Annotated in this window: 17 protein-coding genes, 1 tRNA gene and 1 pseudogene; 11 read left to right on the forward strand and 8 right to left on the reverse strand. The window is 55.7% G+C overall.

Annotated features, from left to right (window positions below):
• Positions 1-45: 45 nt before the first annotated feature.
• A complete protein-coding gene (locus RUE5091_RS08170; RefSeq protein ID WP_058281398.1) occupies positions 46-1,008 on the reverse strand; it encodes a DUF808 domain-containing protein in 963 nt (320 codons plus the stop codon).
• A gap of 181 nt (positions 1,009-1,189) precedes the next feature.
• On the opposite strand from RUE5091_RS08170, the gene gap (RUE5091_RS08175) reads away from it, so the two are divergent.
• The 3 genes from gap (RUE5091_RS08175) (at position 1,190) to gap (RUE5091_RS08185) (ending at position 3,492) form a co-directional block, all read left to right on the forward strand.
• A complete protein-coding gene (gene gap, locus RUE5091_RS08175; protein WP_058281399.1) occupies positions 1,190-2,191 on the forward strand; it encodes a type I glyceraldehyde-3-phosphate dehydrogenase in 1,002 nt (333 codons plus the stop codon).
• Positions 2,192-2,262: 71 nt separating this feature from the next.
• Positions 2,263-2,406, forward strand: a complete 144-nt coding sequence (locus tag RUE5091_RS23240; protein ID WP_058281400.1) for a hypothetical protein — start codon at positions 2,263-2,265, stop codon at positions 2,404-2,406.
• Positions 2,407-2,487: 81 nt separating this feature from the next.
• Complete coding sequence (gene gap / locus RUE5091_RS08185; RefSeq protein ID WP_058281401.1) at positions 2,488-3,492, forward strand: type I glyceraldehyde-3-phosphate dehydrogenase; 1,005 nt, start codon at positions 2,488-2,490, stop codon at positions 3,490-3,492.
• Here the strand turns inward: gap (RUE5091_RS08185) and coaD are convergent.
• The 3 genes from coaD to RUE5091_RS08200 form a co-directional block, all read right to left on the reverse strand.
• On the reverse strand, positions 3,484-3,975 hold the full coding sequence (gene coaD / locus RUE5091_RS08190) for a pantetheine-phosphate adenylyltransferase (protein ID WP_058281402.1): 492 nt from the start codon (positions 3,973-3,975) through the stop codon (positions 3,484-3,486). The two genes, gap (RUE5091_RS08185) and coaD, sit on opposite strands and share 9 nt — an antisense overlap.
• An 85-nt stretch (positions 3,976-4,060) precedes the next feature.
• On the reverse strand, positions 4,061-4,498 hold the full coding sequence (locus tag RUE5091_RS08195; RefSeq protein ID WP_058281474.1) for a CBS domain-containing protein: 438 nt from the start codon (positions 4,496-4,498) through the stop codon (positions 4,061-4,063).
• Positions 4,499-4,556: 58 nt separating this feature from the next.
• Positions 4,557-5,459, reverse strand: a complete 903-nt coding sequence (locus RUE5091_RS08200) for a LysR family transcriptional regulator (protein WP_058281403.1) — start codon at positions 5,457-5,459, stop codon at positions 4,557-4,559.
• A 104-nt stretch (positions 5,460-5,563) separates the two neighbouring features.
• On the opposite strand from RUE5091_RS08200, the gene RUE5091_RS08205 reads away from it, so the two are divergent.
• On the forward strand, positions 5,564-7,063 hold the full coding sequence (locus RUE5091_RS08205) for a CoA-acylating methylmalonate-semialdehyde dehydrogenase (protein ID WP_058281404.1): 1,500 nt from the start codon (positions 5,564-5,566) through the stop codon (positions 7,061-7,063).
• Positions 7,064-7,275: 212 nt separating this feature from the next.
• Positions 7,276-7,860, forward strand: a complete 585-nt coding sequence (locus tag RUE5091_RS08210; protein ID WP_207383723.1) for a L,D-transpeptidase — start codon at positions 7,276-7,278, stop codon at positions 7,858-7,860.
• Positions 7,861-7,913: 53 nt separating this feature from the next.
• On the opposite strand, the gene RUE5091_RS08215 is transcribed toward RUE5091_RS08210, so the two are convergent.
• Together RUE5091_RS08215 and RUE5091_RS08220 are read right to left on the reverse strand one after the other, a co-directional pair.
• Positions 7,914-8,390, reverse strand: a complete 477-nt coding sequence (locus RUE5091_RS08215; protein WP_058281406.1) for a fasciclin domain-containing protein — start codon at positions 8,388-8,390, stop codon at positions 7,914-7,916.
• A gap of 60 nt (positions 8,391-8,450) precedes the next feature.
• Positions 8,451-9,302 (reverse strand): class I SAM-dependent methyltransferase, encoded by an 852-nt coding sequence (locus RUE5091_RS08220; protein ID WP_058281475.1) that lies wholly within the window; start codon positions 9,300-9,302, stop codon positions 8,451-8,453.
• A gap of 133 nt (positions 9,303-9,435) precedes the next feature.
• On the opposite strand from RUE5091_RS08220, the gene RUE5091_RS08225 reads away from it, so the two are divergent.
• From RUE5091_RS08225 to RUE5091_RS08245, 5 genes and pseudogenes are all read left to right on the forward strand, one after another.
• On the forward strand, positions 9,436-10,551 hold the full coding sequence (locus tag RUE5091_RS08225) for a carboxylate-amine ligase (protein WP_058281407.1): 1,116 nt from the start codon (positions 9,436-9,438) through the stop codon (positions 10,549-10,551).
• Between the two features lie 95 nt (positions 10,552-10,646).
• A complete protein-coding gene (locus RUE5091_RS08230; RefSeq protein ID WP_058281408.1) occupies positions 10,647-11,789 on the forward strand; it encodes an acyl-CoA dehydrogenase family protein in 1,143 nt (380 codons plus the stop codon).
• 7 nt (positions 11,790-11,796) lie between these two features.
• A pseudogene (locus tag RUE5091_RS23800) lies at positions 11,797-12,810 on the forward strand (enoyl-CoA hydratase/isomerase family protein); the annotation flags it as partial.
• On the forward strand, positions 12,790-13,713 hold the full coding sequence (mmsB, locus tag RUE5091_RS23805; RefSeq protein WP_306346992.1) for a 3-hydroxyisobutyrate dehydrogenase: 924 nt from the start codon (positions 12,790-12,792) through the stop codon (positions 13,711-13,713). The pseudogene RUE5091_RS23800 and the gene mmsB, both read left to right, overlap by 21 nt.
• A gap of 97 nt (positions 13,714-13,810) precedes the next feature.
• A complete protein-coding gene (locus tag RUE5091_RS08245) occupies positions 13,811-14,140 on the forward strand; it encodes a hypothetical protein (protein WP_058281409.1) in 330 nt (109 codons plus the stop codon).
• A gap of 9 nt (positions 14,141-14,149) precedes the next feature.
• On the opposite strand, the gene uvrA is transcribed toward RUE5091_RS08245, so the two are convergent.
• Together uvrA and RUE5091_RS08255 are read right to left on the reverse strand one after the other, a co-directional pair.
• A complete protein-coding gene (uvrA, locus tag RUE5091_RS08250) occupies positions 14,150-17,008 on the reverse strand; it encodes an excinuclease ABC subunit UvrA (protein WP_058281410.1) in 2,859 nt (952 codons plus the stop codon).
• 175 nt (positions 17,009-17,183) lie between these two features.
• Positions 17,184-17,260 (reverse strand) — tRNA-Asp (locus RUE5091_RS08255).
• A gap of 552 nt (positions 17,261-17,812) precedes the next feature.
• Here RUE5091_RS08255 and RUE5091_RS08260 point away from each other — a divergent pair.
• Positions 17,813-19,747 carry a M10 family metallopeptidase gene (locus RUE5091_RS08260; RefSeq protein ID WP_058281411.1) on the forward strand — a complete coding sequence of 645 codons (1,935 nt, stop codon included), beginning with the start codon at positions 17,813-17,815 and terminating at the stop codon, positions 19,745-19,747.
• Positions 19,748-19,806: the final 59 nt, after the last annotated feature.

The following is a 19,806-nucleotide window of genomic DNA, read 5'->3' on the forward strand; positions in this document are numbered from 1 at the left end:
AGAATAAAGCAAAGGGCGGCTTAGGCCGCCCTTTTCAATTTGCTTTCAGTGCGATGGGGCCTTCTTTGATAGCAAGGGCCCAATCACCTTGGTGGCTACAGGGATCAGAACAAATCCCCAGGCCAAACCAAACACGCCATCCATGGCCGCTTTAGAAATCCATTCGGCGGCCCCTGCCCAGCCCTCAGAAACGGAATGCCCAATCGCATAGGCCCAGTCGTGGATGTGATGGCCCAGCCAGCCAAAGCCCAGAACTTCCATCCCGTGAATGATGATCGACCCGCCGACCCACAGCATCGCCGCGGTTCCAACAATTGACAGGGTCTTCATCACGCCGGGCATTGCCTTGACCAACCCGCGTCCCAACCCGCGCCCAACAGGCGTCGGCGCGTTTTGGGCCAGAAACAGCCCGACATCATCCATTTTCACGATCAGCGCGACCGAGCCATAGACGGCCACCGTCACCCCAATCCCCACAACCGCAAGAGTCGCCGCCTGCATCCAAAGATTCGGTGCTTCGATTGCCGCTAGTGCGATAGTCATGATCTCGGCCGAAAGGATGAAATCCGTCTTGATGGCGCCCTTGACCTTCTGCTCTTCAAGATGGCCCGGATCACGCACATTCATGTCTTCTTCGATGGCGTGACTGCCATGAGGAAACAGAACGTGAAATATCTTTTCAGCTCCTTCGAAACAAAGATATGACCCACCTATCATCAGCAGCGGTGTAATCAGCCAGGGCGCAAAATTGGCCAGCAAAAGGGCCACCGGCAGCAGCAGAATAATCTTGTTGAACATCGACCCTCGGGCAATCCGCCAGATGATCGGCAACTCACGCGCAGGTGCAAAACCCTGAACGTACTTCGGAGTGACCGCCGCATCGTCGATAATCACTCCCGCCGTCTTGGCCCCGGCCTTACCCGCCGCCGCAACGACATCGTCCACAGAAGATGCCGCGACCTTAGCGATCCCTGCCACGTCATCCAAAAGAGCCAACAGACCGCTCATTGCGCTACCTTTCCTGTCACCTGCCGCAACAGGACCCTACTTGATCTCACGGCTAGCGCAAGCGTTAGCGCAATCGCGTTAGGTTTGCGCTAACACATTAAAAATATGCCGCTTTTACTCTTTTGAGATTTACCAATCACCGCTATATGGCCTGCAACGCAAGCGCATTTGGAGACGTCACATGACCATCAAGGTCGGCATCAATGGTTTTGGCCGCATCGGCCGTTGCACCCTGTCGCACATCGCCGCGTCAGGCCGGAACGATATCGAAGTCATCAAGGTCAATGCGACCGGACCGCTAGAAACCTCGGCGCATCTGCTGAAGTATGACAGCGTCCACGGACGTTTCCCGCGCGACATCGCCATCAACGGCAACACCATGGATCTAGGCCGAGGCCCGATGGAGATGTTTTCGACCTACGACATGAACGAACTGGACTGGGAAGGCTGCGACGTCGTTCTGGAATGCACCGGCAAATTCAATGACGGCACCAAGGCAAAAACGCACCTTGAGCGTGGCGCCGGCAAAGTTCTGTTGTCCGCGCCGGGCAAAAACGTCGACAAAACCATCGTATTCGGTGTGAACCACAACACGCTGACCGCGAACGACAACATGGTTTCCAATGGTTCGTGCACAACGAACTGCCTTGCTCCGCTTGCCAAGGTTCTGGACGAAGGTGTCGGCATCGAAAACGGGATCATGACCACGATCCACGCCTATACTGGAGACCAGCCGACCCTGGACCGCCGTCACAGCGATCTGTATCGCGCCCGCGCTGCCGCAATGTCGATGATCCCGACATCAACCGGTGCCGCGAAAGCGCTGGGTGAGGTTCTGCCGAACCTGAAAGGCCGTCTGGATGGCTCTGCCATTCGCGTGCCGACCCCGAACGTCTCGGCAGTTGACCTGACCTTCCGTGCCTCGCGCGACGTGTCTGTCGAAGAAGTTAATGAAATCGTCCGTGAAGCCGCACAAGGTTCGATGCAGCGCGTTCTGGGTTATGAGCCTGCACCGCTGGTCTCGACCGATTTCAACCACACTGAGGAAAGCTCGATCTTCGCACCGGAACAAACCCGCGTCGTTGATGGCCGCTTGGTACGCGTTCTGGCCTGGTATGACAACGAATGGGGCTTCTCGGTTCGCATGGCCGATGTCGCCGTTGCCATGGGTCGCCTTAACTAAGACTGGTTTGAAATCTTGAACCTTTTTGCCCGCTCAGGTTATCTGGGCGGGCATTTTCGTTCGGGGCCGCTATGACCAACCAAATCGCAATCTGGCTTGGCTTATTGATCCTTGGCGGGTTCATTCTGGATTACGCCATCTTTGGGCCCGAGCATTTGGTTTTCCTCGGGAAAAAGCTCTACGCCTTTTTGGATTGGCTGGCTTTCTGGCGCTAACAGAGGTTTTGCTTGACTTTTTCGCCTATCTGGCTTTGTTAGCGCTAACTTTACAAAGCCGATATTCGGACGGAGCAGAACATGGCACTCAAACTGGCAATAAACGGATTTGGTCGGATCGGACGCGGAGTTCTGCGCGCGGTGATGGAATCAGGTCGTACAGATGTGGAAATCGTGGCTATCAACGATCTGGCCAAACCCGAAATGAACGCGCATCTGTTCGAGTTTGACAGCGTGCATGGTCGTTATCCCAACAAAGTGACACTAACTGAGGCTGGCCTTGATGTGGGCGCGGGCCCCATTCGTCTGTCCAGCGAGCGCGACCCTGAGGCGTTGGATTGGTCCGATATCGACGTGGTTCTGGAATGTACTGGCGTCTTCCGCACCCGCGAAGCCGCCGAGCGTCATCTAAAAAACGGTAGCAAGAAGGTCCTTATCTCGGCGCCTGCACGTGGCGATGGCGCAGTGAAAACAATTGTCTTCGGCGTCAACGAACATGAACTAACGGCCGAAGACACCGTTGTTTCGAATGCCTCATGCACCACAAACTGCCTGTCACCCGTTGCGGCCGCGCTGGATGCGGGGCTTGGCATTGTCCACGGCAACATGACTACTGTTCACGCTTATACCGCCAGTCAGCCTGTCCATGATGCTGCGGGTAAAGACCCATACCTGTCGCGCGCCGCGGCTTTGTCGATGATCCCGACCACCACGGGCGCTGCAGCAGCTGTAGGTCTGGTTCTGCCGCAACTGGCTGGCAAACTGACCGGTCAGGCTATCCGCGTGCCCACTCCGAACGTCTCCGTCGTGGATCTGGTGGCCGAGGTATCGCGCCTTACATCCGAAGACGAGGTGAACGCCCTGTTCACCGAGGCCGCCGCCAGGATCCCCGGCGTTCTGGCCGCCGAAAGCCGCCCGCTGGTGTCGGTGGATTTCAACCACGATTCCCATAGCTCGACCGTTTCACTGGCAGAAACCAAAGTCACCGACGGCACATTGGTGCGCGTTCTGGCCTGGTATGACAATGAATGGGGCTTTTCGAACCGAATGCTGGACACAGCCGCCGCGATGGGCGTTTTAGCCTAACCTCTCGCGCAGAGCCGTATGAACGCGGGGCGTCACGAATTTCGACACGTCCCCGTTCAGGCGCGCGATCTCTTTCACTAGTTTCGATGCGATAGCCTGATGCCGCGCTTCGGCCATCAGAAATACGGTTTCAATTGAATCATCCAAAGCTCGGTTCATACCGACCATCTGGAATTCGTACTCGAAATCCGCAACGGCCCGCAGTCCACGCACGATGATTTGCGCACCGACATCGCGAGCACAGTCGATCAGCAGGTTTTCGAATGGATGGGCGACAATCTCGGTTCCGGTTTGTTCTGACAAAAGCGCGCATTCCGCCTCGATCATGACCACGCGCTCTTCCAGCGAAAACAACGGCCCCTTGTCCCGGTTGATGGCTACGCCGATCACTAGCTTGTCCACCAAAGCCGAGGCACGCCGGATGATGTCAATATGGCCCAGAGTAATCGGATCAAAAGTTCCGGGGTAAAGACCAACCCGCATCACGCCCTCCTGCGTTCCGGAATTTCTGCGTCAGCAAACACAACTTTGCTGCCGGTGCAAGAGGTTGCCATCGCAACCAGCCCCGTCAGTGACCCATAATCATGCCTTGAAGGGCATCTTTTTCCATCGCCAGTTCGGTCAACTGTGCTTTGACCACGTCGCCAATTGTCACGATTCCAATGAGCTTGCCCTCTTCAACCACGGGCATGTGGCGAAAACGGCCCTCGGTCATGCGGGTCATGATATCCTGCACAGTTTCCTGCCGCGTTGCTGTAACCAGCTCCCGAGTCATATAGGTTTCAACCGTTTGATCCAGGCAACTACTGCCGCTAACGGCCAACTCGCGTACGATGTCCCTTTCGGACAGGATACCAATCGCGGTGCTCCCTCCGTCTTCGGACACGATCACCGTACCAATCCGCTTTTCTGCAAGAATCTTCGCTGCTTCTGATACAGTTGAAGAAGGTTCAACCGTCACCACGCTGTCTGTCGCTTTGGATTTCAGAATGGCCTGAACGAGCATGAAGAGCACCTCCGGAATAATGAACTTATCCAAAGCGTTGCGCGATTGTGGCGACCTGTCAAGCGTTGGCATCGGCTTCAAGCCGCGCAACTTCGTCACGGATGCCATGCGAGAGCGCCTCGGCAAAGCGGTTCAACCGTTCGTTGCGTTGGTCACCTTGATGCCGGACAAGATAGAAACTTCGCGTCAAACCCACTTGATCCGTCAAGATTTTCCGCAAGTTGGGATGGAAGGGCAACGTAAAGTCATGGGCCACACAAACCCCTGTACCCAGCGACACCTGCCGCAATTGAACTGAGACCGAATTCGATGCAAGCGCGACACGGTCAACGCCGATGTCGTTGAGATAATCCAGCTCTCGGTCAAAGATCATATCCGGGATGTAACCAATCAGGCGATGTCCCTTAAGATCGTTGACGGAACATATAGGTGGATGCCTATCTAAATAAGTCTGCGTTGCGACCATATGAAGTTTATAATCGCTGATTTTCTTGACCAGCAGCCTTCCTGCCGTGGGTGCACTGACAGTCACGGCCATGTCGGCCTCGCGCCGGGATAGGTTGATGATCCGTGGCAGGGCCAGGATCTGGATATCCAAATCGGGGTTGGCGTCACTGATTTTTGCACACACTTGCGGCAACAGATAGTTGGCACTGCCATCCGGAGCACCGATCCGGATTTGACCGCTGAGGGATTTGGTCGATCCCGTAACAACACCCGCCGCCGCGCGCATCGCCTCTTCCGCTTGTAAACCGTGATCCAACAAGCGTTCACCAGCAGCGGTCAGAATGTAACCCTGCTGCGATTTCGTAAACAACTGCGCGTCCAATGTGGCCTCAAGCCGCGCAATACGCCGCCCAACCGTAGCAGGGTCAATTTTGAGGATTCGGCCCGCTGACGACAGGCTTTCCTCGCGCGCGACGGCCAGAAAAACCCGCATATCATCCCAATTCGGAGTCATGTTTCACCTTTTGCATTTTTGCAAAGCTCTTTTGAAACATTGCCTCTGTTCACCGAATTTCTGCAAGTTTATTTTGCCGGCAGATCTACCCGGAGGAATTTGTCATGCAGAACCTGACCCACTATATCAACGGCGAAAATGTAGAAGGTACATCGGGCCGTTTCGCCGACGTATTCAACCCCGCCACCGGCGAGGTTCAGGCCCATTGCCCGATGGCCAGCGTTGCCGAAACCGAAGCTGCGATTGCCGATGCTGCCGCAGCGCAGCCTAAATGGGGTGCAACGAACCCCCAGAAACGTGCCCGCGTCATGATGGCCATGGTTGGCCTGATGAACCGCGACATGGACAAACTGGCCGAAGCGTTGAGCCGGGAACATGGCAAGACCATCCCCGATGCCAAGGGCGACCTTCAGCGCGGTCTGGAAGTTATCGAATACTGCATCGGCGCACCACAGATGCTGAAGGGTGAGTTTACCGACAGCGCAGGCCCCGGCATTGACATGTATTCGATGCGCCAGCCACTGGGTGTTGTCGCCTCGATCATGCCGTTCAACTTCCCGGCCATGATGCCTCTGTGGCATGTCGGCCCGGCTTTGGCCTGCGGCAACGCAGTGGTACTGAAACCGTCCGAGCGCGATCCTTCCGTGCCGCTAATGCTGGCAGAACTGTTCGTCGAAGCTGGCCTTCCCAAGGGCGTATTCCAGGTCGTAAACGGCGATAAGGAAGCGGTCGACACTCTGCTTGACAGCGAAATCATTCAAGGCGTCAGCTTTGTCGGATCGACCCCGATCGCGCACTATATCTATTCCCGCGCAACTGCGAACGGGAAGCGTGCACAATGCTTTGGCGGTGCGAAGAACCACATGATCATCATGCCGGATGCCGATCTGGACCAAGCCGCTGACGCGCTGGTCGGAGCTGGTTTCGGAGCAGCTGGCGAACGCTGCATGGCAATTTCGGTTGCTGTACCCGTAGGCGAAGAGACAGCCGACGCGTTGATCGAGAAACTGATCCCGCGTGTCGAAAAACTGAAGGTTGGCCCCTACACCGCCGGGGACGATGTTGATATGGGCCCGGTCATAACCGGTGCCGCCAAAGAGCGTATTCTTGGCCTGATTAACTCGGGTGTTGAACAAGGTGCAAAGCTGGTCGTCGACAACCGCGATTTCAGCTTGCAGGGATATGAAGACGGCTTCTTTGTTGGCCCGCACCTCTTCGACAATGTCACACCCGACATGGACATATACACCCAGGAAATCTTTGGCCCAGTTCTGTCCACCGTTCGCGCAGGTTCGTATGAAGAAGCGCTTAAGCTGGCGATGGACCATGAATATGGCAATGGCACCGCGATCTACACCCGCGATGGCGATACCGCACGTGACTTTGCGAGCCGCGTCAACATCGGCATGGTCGGCGTCAATGTTCCGATCCCGGTTCCGCTGGCCTATCACACCTTTGGTGGTTGGAAAAAGTCCATGTTTGGTGACCTGAACCAGCACGGCCCGGACAGCTTCAAGTTCTACACCCGCACCAAAACCGTGACCTCGCGCTGGCCGTCGGGCATCAAAGAAGGTGGCGAATTCAACTTCAAAGCGATGGACTGATTTGCATCCGCAAAACTGCCTACCACCAATACCGGCCCCTATCGGGCCGGTATTTTTTGGCGAAGTATTGCCACAATGGATAAGAAAATCCGGGCTTCACGATAAATTCACAGCTCTGACACTGGAAAAGCAACTACTGCGACAATAGTTTGTTGCCAATTTCCTAGTTTCGAGCAGTACGAATACCGGAGGCCGCTTTGTCAAATCCCTACATGACCCGCCGCTCTGCCCTGTTGGGCGCAGCTTCTCTTTTGGCGACACCGGCCTTGGTGCGCGCGCAAAGCATTGATGCATTCCCGCCGGATGAAGAGGCAATCAGCACACAATTGCCGGTTCGCCGCAATGTGTCCTCGTTCTCGCAGCAGAACTGGCAGGACCATTTTGATGAGCTGGGTGTTGGTTGTTTGTTAGCTGATATCACCAGCCGCGCTGTACATTACTGGGGTCAGGACGGGACATATAAACTGTATCCCAGCTCGGTCCCGATGAGCGAAGAGCTCACCAAGCGCGGTTATACTGAAATTAAGCGTAAAACCGAACATCCAAGCTGGACCCCAACCGCATCCATGCGTGAGCGTGATCCATCCCTACCCGTGCGCATGGAAGGTGGCGATCCAGGAAACCCGCTGGGAACGCGCGCCATGTATCTGGGCTGGCCGGCTTATCTGGTGCACGGCACCCACGATACGCGCAAGATTGGCCGTCAAAGCTCATCAGGTTGTATCGGTCTTTACAATCAGCACGTTGAAGAACTGTATCCATTGGTTCAAATTGGAACCAAGGTCAGACTGGTTTGACGACAAAGCCCCGGCCATCTGGACCGGGGCTTTCTTCTTCGTGGGGGTCGGCGTTATTCCGGCAAAATCACTGCATCGACCACATGGATCACGCCATTGCTGGCTTCAATATCAGCCTGCACAACCTTGGCATCATTGACCTTTACGCCATTTTTAGCGTTCACGTTCAGGCGATCACCCTGTACCGTCAGCACTTTGGCGCGTTTGCCAGCGATATCACCAGACATCACCTTGGCCGGGACCACGTGATAAGTCAGAATCTCGACCAGTTGGTCCTTGTTTTCAGGCAGCAGCAGCGTTTCGACGGTGCCCTCGGGCAGCGCGGCAAACGCTTCGTCGGTGGGGGCAAACACGGTGAACGGACCTTCGCTTTTCAACGTATCAACCAGATCAGCGGCCTGAACGGCAGCGACCAGAGTGTTGAACGATCCGGCAGAAACGGCGGTGTCAACGATATCGGCAGCTTGTGCTTTGACAGGTAGTGCAAGTGCAAATGCGGCGGCGGCGCCCATGAAAGTACGGCGAAACATGGCTGTTGTCTCCTCTCCAGCTTGTTATGGAAAGAGGTACGGAGGCTCAGCCAGCCCGGATCACTTTTCCTTGACCTGAACCCAAATACTCTGAGCGCGCCCGTCCCTTAAGAAAGGCAAAGCCTCGACCGCATCAGGGCGATCCTTTTGCAGGAAGTACCCCGGCCAAAGCATTGAAAACGCTCCGGATTGTAACAAGGCGTGCAGAATATACTGCTCGCCCCAACCCGGACAATCATAGAAGAACCGCTTGGGGTATTCGTAGGGCAGAAAAACATCATGCACGTGAATCACCACACCCGGCTTTAGCGTGGGAATGATGCGACAGAACAGATGCGCCACGTCGTTACTCATCCGAACCACGTGGCTGGAATCGATGAAAAGTACGTCGCCTGGTTCAAGCTGATCGAACAGCTCAGGGTCGACCTCCTCCAGCCGTTTCTGTTCAAAGTGATCGACAACATGCGCGATATCCGCTCGTGGGTATGGGTCAATCGCTGTGATCTGTGTATCCAGACCACCATCGATGACGGCCTGCCGGGTCACGCGGGTTGAATTGCCACAACCGATCTCGATCACGCGATTGGGTGCGAACCGCCGGATCATCAGATACAAGGCATCGGCATCCGGACTGTCGTAATACCCATTACCAAGGCGATAGCCGGTCTGATTGCGCGCGGGGTCTTTCAGCGCCTCCAACGCGTCGGCGTGCTGACCATATCCAGCCACCAGTTCGCCGATATCAAACCCCTCCATCCCGGGTGACAACGCATAGGCCGGGCGGGTCAGCCCGCCTGCCCGCTCAAACGCCTCAAGCCGGGCGCGCTCGTCCTGCTCCGAGACTTTGTCGACCAGCTTTACCCCCAACTCATCAAGGGCTGCATTGATCTGCGGGAATTTTCTGGGTTTCACAGGCGGCTCCAATTTCCGGTTCGCATGTTCCATACCTTTGCTGGCCGGGCTTCTGCAAGATGAGCCGCTCCAAACGCTTGGCAAAACAGAAATTTCCGTATTCACTGGACGGAATAATAGTACGAGGGCCGCCATGCAGCAGGAATTTACGCTGGGCATAGAAGAAGAGTATCTGCTGGTTGATCGCGACAGCCTGCAACTTGCCGAGGCACCCGCCGCCCTGATGGAGGCCTGCCAATCGGCCTTCGAAGGTCAGGTCAGCCCTGAATTCCTGCAATGCCAAATTGAGGTCGGTACCCGTGTTCACACAACGGTCAAATCGGCCCGAGAGGATCTGAAACGCCTACGTTCTTGCGTGGCAGATCAGGCGGCAGAATATAACCTAGCGCCAATCGCCGTGTCCTGCCATCCGTTTGCCGACTGGAAAAAACAGACGCACACCCGCAAGGATCGCTATGACGCATTGCAACATGCACTGGGCGGCGTGGCAAGGCGCATGCTGATCTGCGGAATGCATGTGCATGTGGGCGTAGAAGATCCGGCTATGCGCGCCGATCTGATGCCCCAGCTGTCCTATTTCCTGCCGCATCTGCTGGCGTTGTCGACCTCGTCCCCCTACTGGAACGGAGAGGATACGGGCCTGTCCTCCTATCGCCTGACCGTGTTTGACAATCTGCCACGCACGGGGTTGCCGCCGGTTCTTGCCAGCTGGTCGGATTATGAGCGCACCACCGGTATTCTGGTCGAACTGGGCGTGATCGAGGACACGACAAAAATCTGGTGGGATCTGCGTCCTTCTCATCGGTTTCCCACGCTTGAAACGCGGATCATGGATGTACAACCACGGTTAGAGCACACTTTGTCGCTGGCAGCTTTGGTCCAGGCCCTGACCCGTATGTTGTGTCGCCTGAAAGATCGGAACCTGCGCTGGCGACATTACGACCAGTTCCTGATCAGCGAAAATCGTTGGCGTGCGCAGCGGTACGGCGTGGGCGAAGGGCTGATTGATTTTGGTGACCGATCCATCAAGCCAATGCCCGAGTTGATGGGTGAACTGATGGGAATGCTTGCCGAAGACGCCGAGGCATTGGGCACCATGACGGAATTGGCGCGCCTGCAACAAATCGCACAGACCGGCACCTCGGCCACCCGTCAACGCCGAGTATACGCCGAGGCCGCCGCTCGCGATGATGATCCCGGTAAGGCCGTGGTACAGCATCTGATCGACGAATATCACCACGATCTTTAATACCCCCTGCCAATGATTGCTGCTCGTGCAAAATTTCTGTAAGAATTCGGAAATAAACAGTCGTTCAATTCATTCGGCAGCGTGGGAGGCAAGCCTTGGATTTTGCACTAACAGAAGAGCAAACCGCGATCTTCGACATGGCGTATGATTTCGGACAGGACAACATCGCCCCAAATGCCCGCCAATGGGAGGCCGACGGCACCATCCCCAAGGACCTCTGGCCGCGGATTGGTGAACTGGGGTTCGGCAGCCTCTATGTCTCGGAAGACAGCGGAGGCTCGGGTCTTACCCGACTGGATGCGACATTGGTGTTCGAGGCGTTGTCGATGGCCTGCCCCTCGGTCGCGGCGTTTCTGTCGATCCACAATATGTGCGCCAAGATGTTGGACAGTTTCGCCAGCGACGATCTGAAATCCCGCATCATGCCGGATGTGCTGAGCCTGAACACAATCCTCAGCTATTGCCTGACGGAACCTGGGTCCGGTTCGGACGCAGCTGCGCTAAAAACCCGCGCAGAACGCACGAACGAGGGCTACGTGCTGAACGGCACCAAAGCCTTTATCTCGGGCGGCGGTTATTCCGACGCCTATGTTTGCATGGTGCGCACCGGACAAGACGGGCCCAAGGGTATTTCAACAGTCTATGTCGAGGACGGCACTCCGGGTCTAAGCTTTGGTGCGCTGGAACAGAAGATGGGTTGGAAAAGCCAACCGACAGCGCAGGTTCAGTTTGACGATTGTCACATCCCGGCAGGAAACCTTGTGGGCACCGAAGGGGACGGGTTCAAATATGCGATGAAGGGTCTAGATGGCGGGCGATTGAACATCGCCTCCTGTTCCTTGGGGGCGGCTCAGTCCGGGCTGAACATGACGTTGCAGTACATGTCCGAACGCAAGGCTTTCGGCCGGTCGATCGACCAGTTTCAAGCGTTACAATTCCGGCTGGCCGATATGGAGATCGAATTGCAAGCCGCCCGTACCTTTCTGCGTCAGGCCGCCTGGAAGCTGGATCAGGGCACGCCAGACGCAACCAAGTTCTGCGCTATGGCCAAGAAATTCGTGACCGAAACCGGATCGAAAGTGGTCGACCAATGCCTGCAACTGCATGGCGGTTATGGTTATCTTGCCGATTACGGAATCGAGAAACTGGTGCGCGATCTGCGCGTTCACCAGATTTTGGAAGGCACCAATGAAATCATGCGGGTGATCGTGGCCCGCCAAATGCTTGCCGAAAGCTGAGGAATACATGCCAGACATCGACATCCGCGTCACAGGGCGCGCCGGGCGCATCACCCTGACCCGTCCAAAAGCGTTGAACGCGATGACATATGATATGTGCATGGCTATCGACGCAGCTCTGCGTAACTGGCGCGAGGATGACGCGGTGGATCTGGTCATCATGGATGCAGAAGGCGACAAAGCCTTTTGCGCGGGGGGTGACATCGCCGATCTTTACGCGACGGGTATCAAGGGTGATTTCGAGTACGGACGCATATTCTGGCGCGACGAATACCGGCTGAATGCGCTGATCTTCGAATACCCCAAGCCGGTCGTCAGCTTTCTTCAAGGGTTTACCATGGGTGGCGGCGTTGGCATCGGGTGCCACGGCAGTCACCGCATTGTCGGAGAAACATCGAAAATTGCTTTGCCTGAATGTTCGATTGGGTTGATCCCGGATGTCGGCAGCACGCTGATGCTGGCGCTGGCACCCGGTCGTTTGGGCGAATACCTGGGTACAACCGGGCATCGCATGGGTCCCTCAGATGCGATCTTTGCCGGATTCGCCGATCATTATATCCCCATCGCAGACTGGGCTGCTCTGATCGAGATGCTCGAGGCTTCGGGTAATGCTAAGATCATCGAAAAACACGCGACCACACCGCCTGAAAGCACTCTGGAACAACAACAAACGGTTATTGATGCCCTTTTCGCCGGGGAAAGCCTGGGTGATATTCTGAACACATTGACCCGTTCGGATGACGCAATGGCGAATGAGGCACTTACGCTGATGGGCCGCAATTCGCCGCTTTCGATGGCCTGCACGGTGGAAGCCCTGCACCGACTCCGCGGTCCCAGCCTGACGCTGCGCAAGGCGTTGGAGTTGGAATACCGCTATACGTACCGCGCGATGGAGCACGGAGATTTTCTGGAAGGAATCCGCGCCCAGATCATCGAAAAAGACCGTAACCCCCGATGGCTTCACGCTGATCAGGCCGTGCCCGCAGTGGCGGTGTCGAAAATGTTGCAGCCGTTGGGTAAAAACACGCTGACATTTGAGGAGACTACAGGGATGAAAATCGGGTTTATCGGTTTAGGTAACATGGGCAATCCTATGGCGGCTAATCTGGCCAAAGCCGGGCATGAGGTGACAGGTTTTGACATGGCCGACGTCAGCGTTGCGGGGCTCACCATGGCCGGTTCAGGTGCCGAGGCTGCCGCCAATGCTGATATTGTCATCACCATGCTGCCGAACGGGAAAATCCTGCGTGCGGTTGGGGATGAAATCATCCCTACGATGCAGCCTGGTGCGGTGTGGGTTGACTGTTCGACCGTCGATGTCGACAGTGCCCGCGCCGTCGCGGATCAGGCAAAAGAGGCTGGAATCCTTGCCGTTGACGCCCCCGTTTCAGGCGGGATTGGCGGTGCGGCGGCGGGAACCCTGACCTTCATGGCCGGTGGCAGTGACACTGCTTTTGCCAAGGCTGCACCGCTGTTCGACATCATGGGTCAAAAAGCCGTGCATTGCGGTGATTCCGGTGCTGGTCAGGCCGCCAAGATCTGCAACAATATGATCCTTGGCGTCACCATGATTGCCACCTGCGAAGCCTTTGCGCTTGCCGATAAACTGGGCCTGGACCGGCAAAAGATGTTTGATGTGGTCAGCACGTCCTCGGGTTATAGCTGGACGATGAACGCCTATTGCCCCGCCCCCGGCGTAGGCCCCGAGAGCCCGGCGGATAACAATTATCAGCCCGGCTTCGCTGCTGAATTGATGCTGAAGGACTTGCGTCTTAGCCAGCAGGCCGCTGAAAGTTCGGACGCTGATACGCCGATGGGTCAAGCCGCAACCGCGCTTTATGAGCAATTCGTTGAATCCGAAGGCGGGTTGGGCATGGACTTTTCCGCCATGCTACCACGGTTCGAAAAACGCGGACGGGGCTAAGCGATCTGCGTGGGCGGCTTCCTGCCCACAGGGTTGACCAAACAGGAAACTACCGCCATCTGTCTATAGCTACGACGTTCTTGCGGAGGGAAGTTAGATGTCGCGTGTATTGACCATTTCCACGGCAATTCTGGCGCTCGCGCTGAGTTCTGGCGCTGCCATGGCCGGAAACGGCAATGGGAAAGCCGGGCACTGCCCTCCGGGGCTGGCTAAGAAGGCTGTACCATGCGTGCCGCCTGGCCAGGTTAAAAACCTGTATCGCTCGGGTGATTACATCAACAGCGACTATCGCTGGATCAATGATCCGTATCGCTATGGCCTGAACCGTGGCAGCTACATCCGTGCCGGCGACTACGTTTATCGTGTCGATCCCGATACGCGAAAAGTGCTGAATCTGATCGGAGCAGTGGCTGACATCCTCAACTGAGGATCCCCCCTATTCCGCGGCGACCCGTGCACCCTCAAGCATCTGTTTCAGGTAACGGCCGGTATGGCTGCGTTCCACCGCCGCCACATCTTCGGGCGTGCCAGCCGCCACGATTTCCCCCCCGCCGTCGCCGCCCTCGGGACCGATATCAATGATATGGTCCGCGGTTTTCACGACATCCAGATTGTGTTCGATCACCACAACCGTATTACCCTGATCGACCAGTTCATGCAGCACTTCCAACAACTTACGGACGTCCTCGAAATGAAGGCCGGTGGTCGGCTCATCCAGAATATACAAAGTCCGCCCTGTTGAACGTTTCGACAGTTCCTTTGACAACTTTACCCGCTGCGCCTCACCACCTGAAAGTGTGGTCGCTTGCTGTCCAACCTTGATATAGCCAAGCCCGACCCGCGCCAACGCATCCATTTTGTCGCGGATCGAGGGCACGGCCTTAAAGAACTCCTGAGCGTCCTCTACTGTCATATTAAGGACATCAGCGATGGACTTACCCTTGAACTTGATCTCAAGCGTTTCGCGGTTGTAACGCGCACCCTTGCAGGTTTCGCAGGTGACGTAGACATCGGGCAGAAAGTGCATCTCGATCTTGATTACGCCGTCACCCTGACAGGCCTCGCACCGGCCACCTTTGACGTTAAAGCTGAATCGCCCGGGCTTGTATCCGCGCGCTTTCGCTTCGGGCAAACCGGCAAACCAGTCACGAATCGGCGTGAAAGCACCGGTGTAAGTCGCTGGATTCGAACGCGGAGTTCGTCCGATGGGGCGCTGGTCAATGTCGATGACTTTGTCCAGATGCTCCAAACCTTTAATCGTCTCACAAGGTGCCGGGGTCTGGCGCGCGCCATTCAGACGCATGGAGGCGGTTTTGAACAGCGTCTCAATTGTCAATGTCGACTTGCCGCCGCCGGACACGCCCGTCACGCAGACAAACTTGCCCAGCGGAAAATTTGCAGTGACGTTCTTCAGGTTGTTGCCCGTCGCCTTGACGACCGAAACTTTTTTCTTGTTCCCCTTGCGCCGTTTCGTCGGAACAGCGATTTCCCGAGTACCCGCCAGATACTGACCAGTCATCGAGGCCGCATCCGCTGCGACCTGTTCAGGCGTTCCCTTGCTGACCACCTGCCCGCCATGCACTCCGGCGCCCGGGCCAATATCGAACACATAGTCCGCCTCGCGGATCGCCTCTTCGTCATGTTCGACGACAATCACCGTATTGCCCTGATCTCGCAGGTTCTTGAGCGTTCCCAACAGGCGGTCATTGTCCCGCTGGTGCAGTCCGATGGAGGGTTCGTCGAGCACGTACAGAACCCCGGTCAAACCCGAGCCAATCTGGCTGGCCAAACGAATTCTCTGGCTCTCGCCCCCAGATAGAGTACCACTTGAGCGAGACAACGTAAGATATTCCAAACCAACGTTATTCAGGAACCCAAGCCGTTCACGAATCTCTTTGAGGATCGCCCGAGCGATCTCATTCTTCTGTACGCTCAGATGGCTCGGCGCGCCCTCGACCCAGGCCAGAGCCTCTCTGATCGACATCTGAACAACCTGCCCCACATGCAGGCCAGCGATCTTGACGGCCAGCGCCTCAGGGCGCAGGCGGTAACCATGGCAAGCACCGCAAGGCCGGTTGTTCTGATACCGCTCAAACTCTTCGCGTATCCACGCGCTGTCGGTTTCGCGATAGCGGCGTTCCATATTGGGAATCACGCCCTCAAAGCTGCGGGTAACCTGATAGACTCGCCCGCCTTCGTCATAGCGGAACTGGATTTCCTCATCGCCGGAACCGCGCAGAAACACCTGCTGTACCTTTTCCGGCAGATTTTTCCACGGGGTGTTCTTGTCGAATTCGTAATGGCGCGCGATCGCCTCGATCGTCTGCAGGAAATAGGGCGACTTGCCTTTGCGCCACGGGGCCAGTGCTCCGTCGTAAAGCTTCAGCGTTTGGTCCGGCACCACAAGGCGTTCGTCAAAGAACAGTTCTACCCCTAGCCCGTCGCAATCGGGGCAAGCGCCAAAAGGTGCGTTGAATGAAAACAGGCGCGGTTCAATCTCGGGGATCGTGAAACCGCTGACCGGGCAGGCAAAATTTTCGCTGAATGTTGTGCGTTCAGGATCACCTTCGCGCGGGGCAGTTTCCAGAATCGCGATTCCGTCTGCCAGGTCCAGCGCTGTACGCAGACTGTCGGCCAGTCGTGTTTCCATCCCCTCGCGTACAACCAGACGGTCGACCACGACATCAATGTCGTGGCGGAATTTCTTGTCCAGTGCGGGCGGCTCGTCCAGTTCGTAGAACTCACCATCCACCTTGACGCGCTGAAACCCTTGCTTGCGCAATTCGAGGAATTCCTTTTTGTATTCCCCCTTGCGGTCCCGCACGATGGGCGCCAGCAGATAGCCGCGCGTGCCCTCCTCCATCGTCATAATGCGGTCGACCATGTCCTGAACCTGCTGTGCCTCGATAGGTTGTCCAGTGGCTGGGCTATAAGGCGTACCTGCACGTGCGAACAACAGACGCATATAGTCGTAAATCTCAGTAACCGTCCCAACGGTTGAACGCGGATTTTTCGACGTGGTTTTCTGTTCAATCGAAATCGCCGGGGACAGACCGCTGATATGGTCTACATCCGGCTTTTCCATCATGTCCAGGAACTGACGCGCATAGGCCGACAGGCTTTCGACATAGCGGCGCTGGCCTTCGGCATAAATCGTATCAAACGCCAAAGACGATTTGCCCGAGCCCGACAGCCCGGTGATCACCACCAGCTGATCACGCGGGATATCCACGTCGATGTTCTTGAGGTTATGTTCGCGCGCGCCGCGCACCTCGATATTCTTCAGCTCAGCCATTTTGGCCCCCAACACACAAGTGTCTTAGAAATAGGCGACCGGCACCGAGTCTCCAACAGAAAAGTTAGAACAAAGTGTGAACAATCGGATTATTGCCGACATCTCCTGACAGTATGACCCCGATCCGATGTGTGCCCCGGAAGGGGTTGATTGTATTTTCGGTATTTCAGGAAAATGGCGCGGTTGACGGGGCTCGAACCCGCGACCCCCGGCGTGACAGGCCGGTACTCTAACCAACTGAGCTACAACCGCCCGCTGCCCGTTCGTTGCTGAACGTTGGGGTGTATTATGGCCACGCCCCGACATCGTCAAGCGGGGTTTTGAAGTTTTTTTGAAGAACGCAAAAATTGTTTCCCGACTTTGCTGCCTGCCAACATTGGTAACGGCCCGGTTTTTAAGCGGCTATGCGATTCAAGCCATTCGCAGTGGTTGGCGAATCCTTTCTCAGAAAAAGAAGGCGTGCGCGTTGAAACTCCAGATCGAACGAGCCACCTGCAAACCCCGGAATAAGATTGCACATGAAAAAACCGAACATAACCTCTGATAGAACTACATTTTATTAAATACCTTTATGCGGAAAACCATGTCCCGCCGTTATTCCGCCACATTGCGTGTGCAACAGGCGACAGTGCCCGGAAAAATTAAAAATTTGCGGGGCGACAAACTTGCTCAGGGAAGTCTCGAAGTGGATTATCCAAACGGATAAGAAAATCCCGTTTAACGGGGTCGAACGGAAGTCTAACGCAATCAAAAAACACGATTTTTGAAGGTAATTCGATTGCGTAGTTAAATGGAAGTAGCGGAATGTCAGTTGCAAACAACTTTTACCCAGGCGCCAGTTTTACTGGCCACGAATATGTAGATGGATTGATTTGGGGAACCTCGTGGAACCTCGGCACAAGCGTTGGGGGACCGTCAGGAACGATTACTTATTCCTTCGCAGATTCATCGGTTTCTGGCTTTGTAGATTTTTTTGACCATGAAAAACAGGCCTTCCGCGATGCGCTGGCCGTGATCGAACAATACATCCCGATTAATTTTGTCGAGGTCAATTTCCTCGCCCCTCAGGGAACCCCTTATTACGAGAATATTTCGTGGGGTCTTGTGCCTTCAGAGGATATTGGTGGCGCGTTGGGTTTTCATCAAGTACCCGGCGACACACCGCCATACGAACAGGATTTTGGCATCAGCACTCTGTTTGGGCTTTTTGCCTACGATACGCCCTTGTTCAGTCCGTCGGCGCTGGCCAAAGGGGGCGAAGGATTTGCAACCATCCTGCATGAAATCATGCATGGCCTTGGCCTGGCGCACCCGCACGACGAGGGCGGCAGTTCCACGATCTTCGACGGTGTGACCCAAGAGTTCGATGACTATGGAATCGATGGTCAGAATCAGGCCGTCTATACGATTATGTCCTACAATTCCGGCTATCCGGAGGTTGTACCACTTCCGTCTTTCAACTTCGGCGGCGTGGCCTCGCCCATGGCGCTGGATATTGCAGCACTACAGGCAATATATGGCACCACGTCAAACAAAGCCGGGCACAGCGTGTATTCCTTGAAAGGCACCAATGCCCCCGGCACTTATTGGGAAGCCATCTGGGACACAGGTGGTACAGATGCAATTACTGCCGCTGGCTTGGGGAAAAGCGTAAGAATTAGTCTGAAGGCGGCCGATCTCGAAGGCAAGGACGCCGGCGGGACCCCCTCGCATGCATCCGGCGTCAGCGGCGGCTATACGATCGCGAACGGAGTTATTATCGAAAACGCCTTTGGTGGGAACGCAAGCGACTTTCTATATGGCAACGAGGTTGCAAATCTCATGGTCGGCAATGGCGGCCATGACTTTATTGCTTCCGGAGCTGGCAACGATACCATCAAGGGCAGCACCGGAAATGACATTCTGGTCGGTGGTCAGGGCAGCGATACTATCAACGGCGGCAAGGGACACGATAATTTCGTCGTCAAAGACAATGATGGTAACGATACCATCACCGGCGGCACAGGTATCGACACGCTTGCGTTCAATGGTTCGTCCGCCGCAACCGTGAACCTTTCGGTTACGACTGCTCAGAACACCGGGTACGGCTCGGACACGATCAGCCTGGTAGAAAATGCCATCGGGACTGACCAGGACGATCAATTTACCGGTAACGATCAGGCAAATACCCTTGTCGGCAATGATGGAAACGATTCCCTTGACGGTCAATTGGGAGCGGATTTGCTAAGGGGTGGCTTTGGCAAGGACACAATCAACGGCGGCAATGGCCACGATACGCTCAAGGGTGGCAACGGTGCCGATATCGTCGATGGTGGAATCGGCAACGATACGATCTTTGGTGGCAAAGGGACCGACTCGATCACTGGTGGCGCTGGCGTAGACACAATGACAGGTGGCGAGAAGGCGGATACGTTTGTCTTCAACGACATAACCGACAGTGGCGACACAGAGGCCTTGGCCGATCAGATCACGGACTTCACTCAAGGCGAAGACAAGATCGATTTGAGTGCGATCGACGCAAGCACGGTTCTGGCTGGTGATGAGTCTTTCGTCTTCAATGGTGAGACACCGATCGGTACTGCAGACGAAGGTGAGATTTATTTCGTCAAGCAAGACAACGCAGGCACAGAAAATGATCAAACGCTGATATATGTTGACATAGACAATGACAGCGACGCTGAGATGGTCATCAAGCTGACCGGTTTGCACGACCTGACAGCCAACGATTTCATCCTGTAAACCAGCATTTGAGAATGACAGGCAGCAGTTTTCTGCTGCCTGTTTTTTTACACCAGAAA

The organism is Ruegeria denitrificans (assembly GCF_001458295.1).
GTDB lineage: Bacteria > Pseudomonadota > Alphaproteobacteria > Rhodobacterales > Rhodobacteraceae > Ruegeria > Ruegeria denitrificans.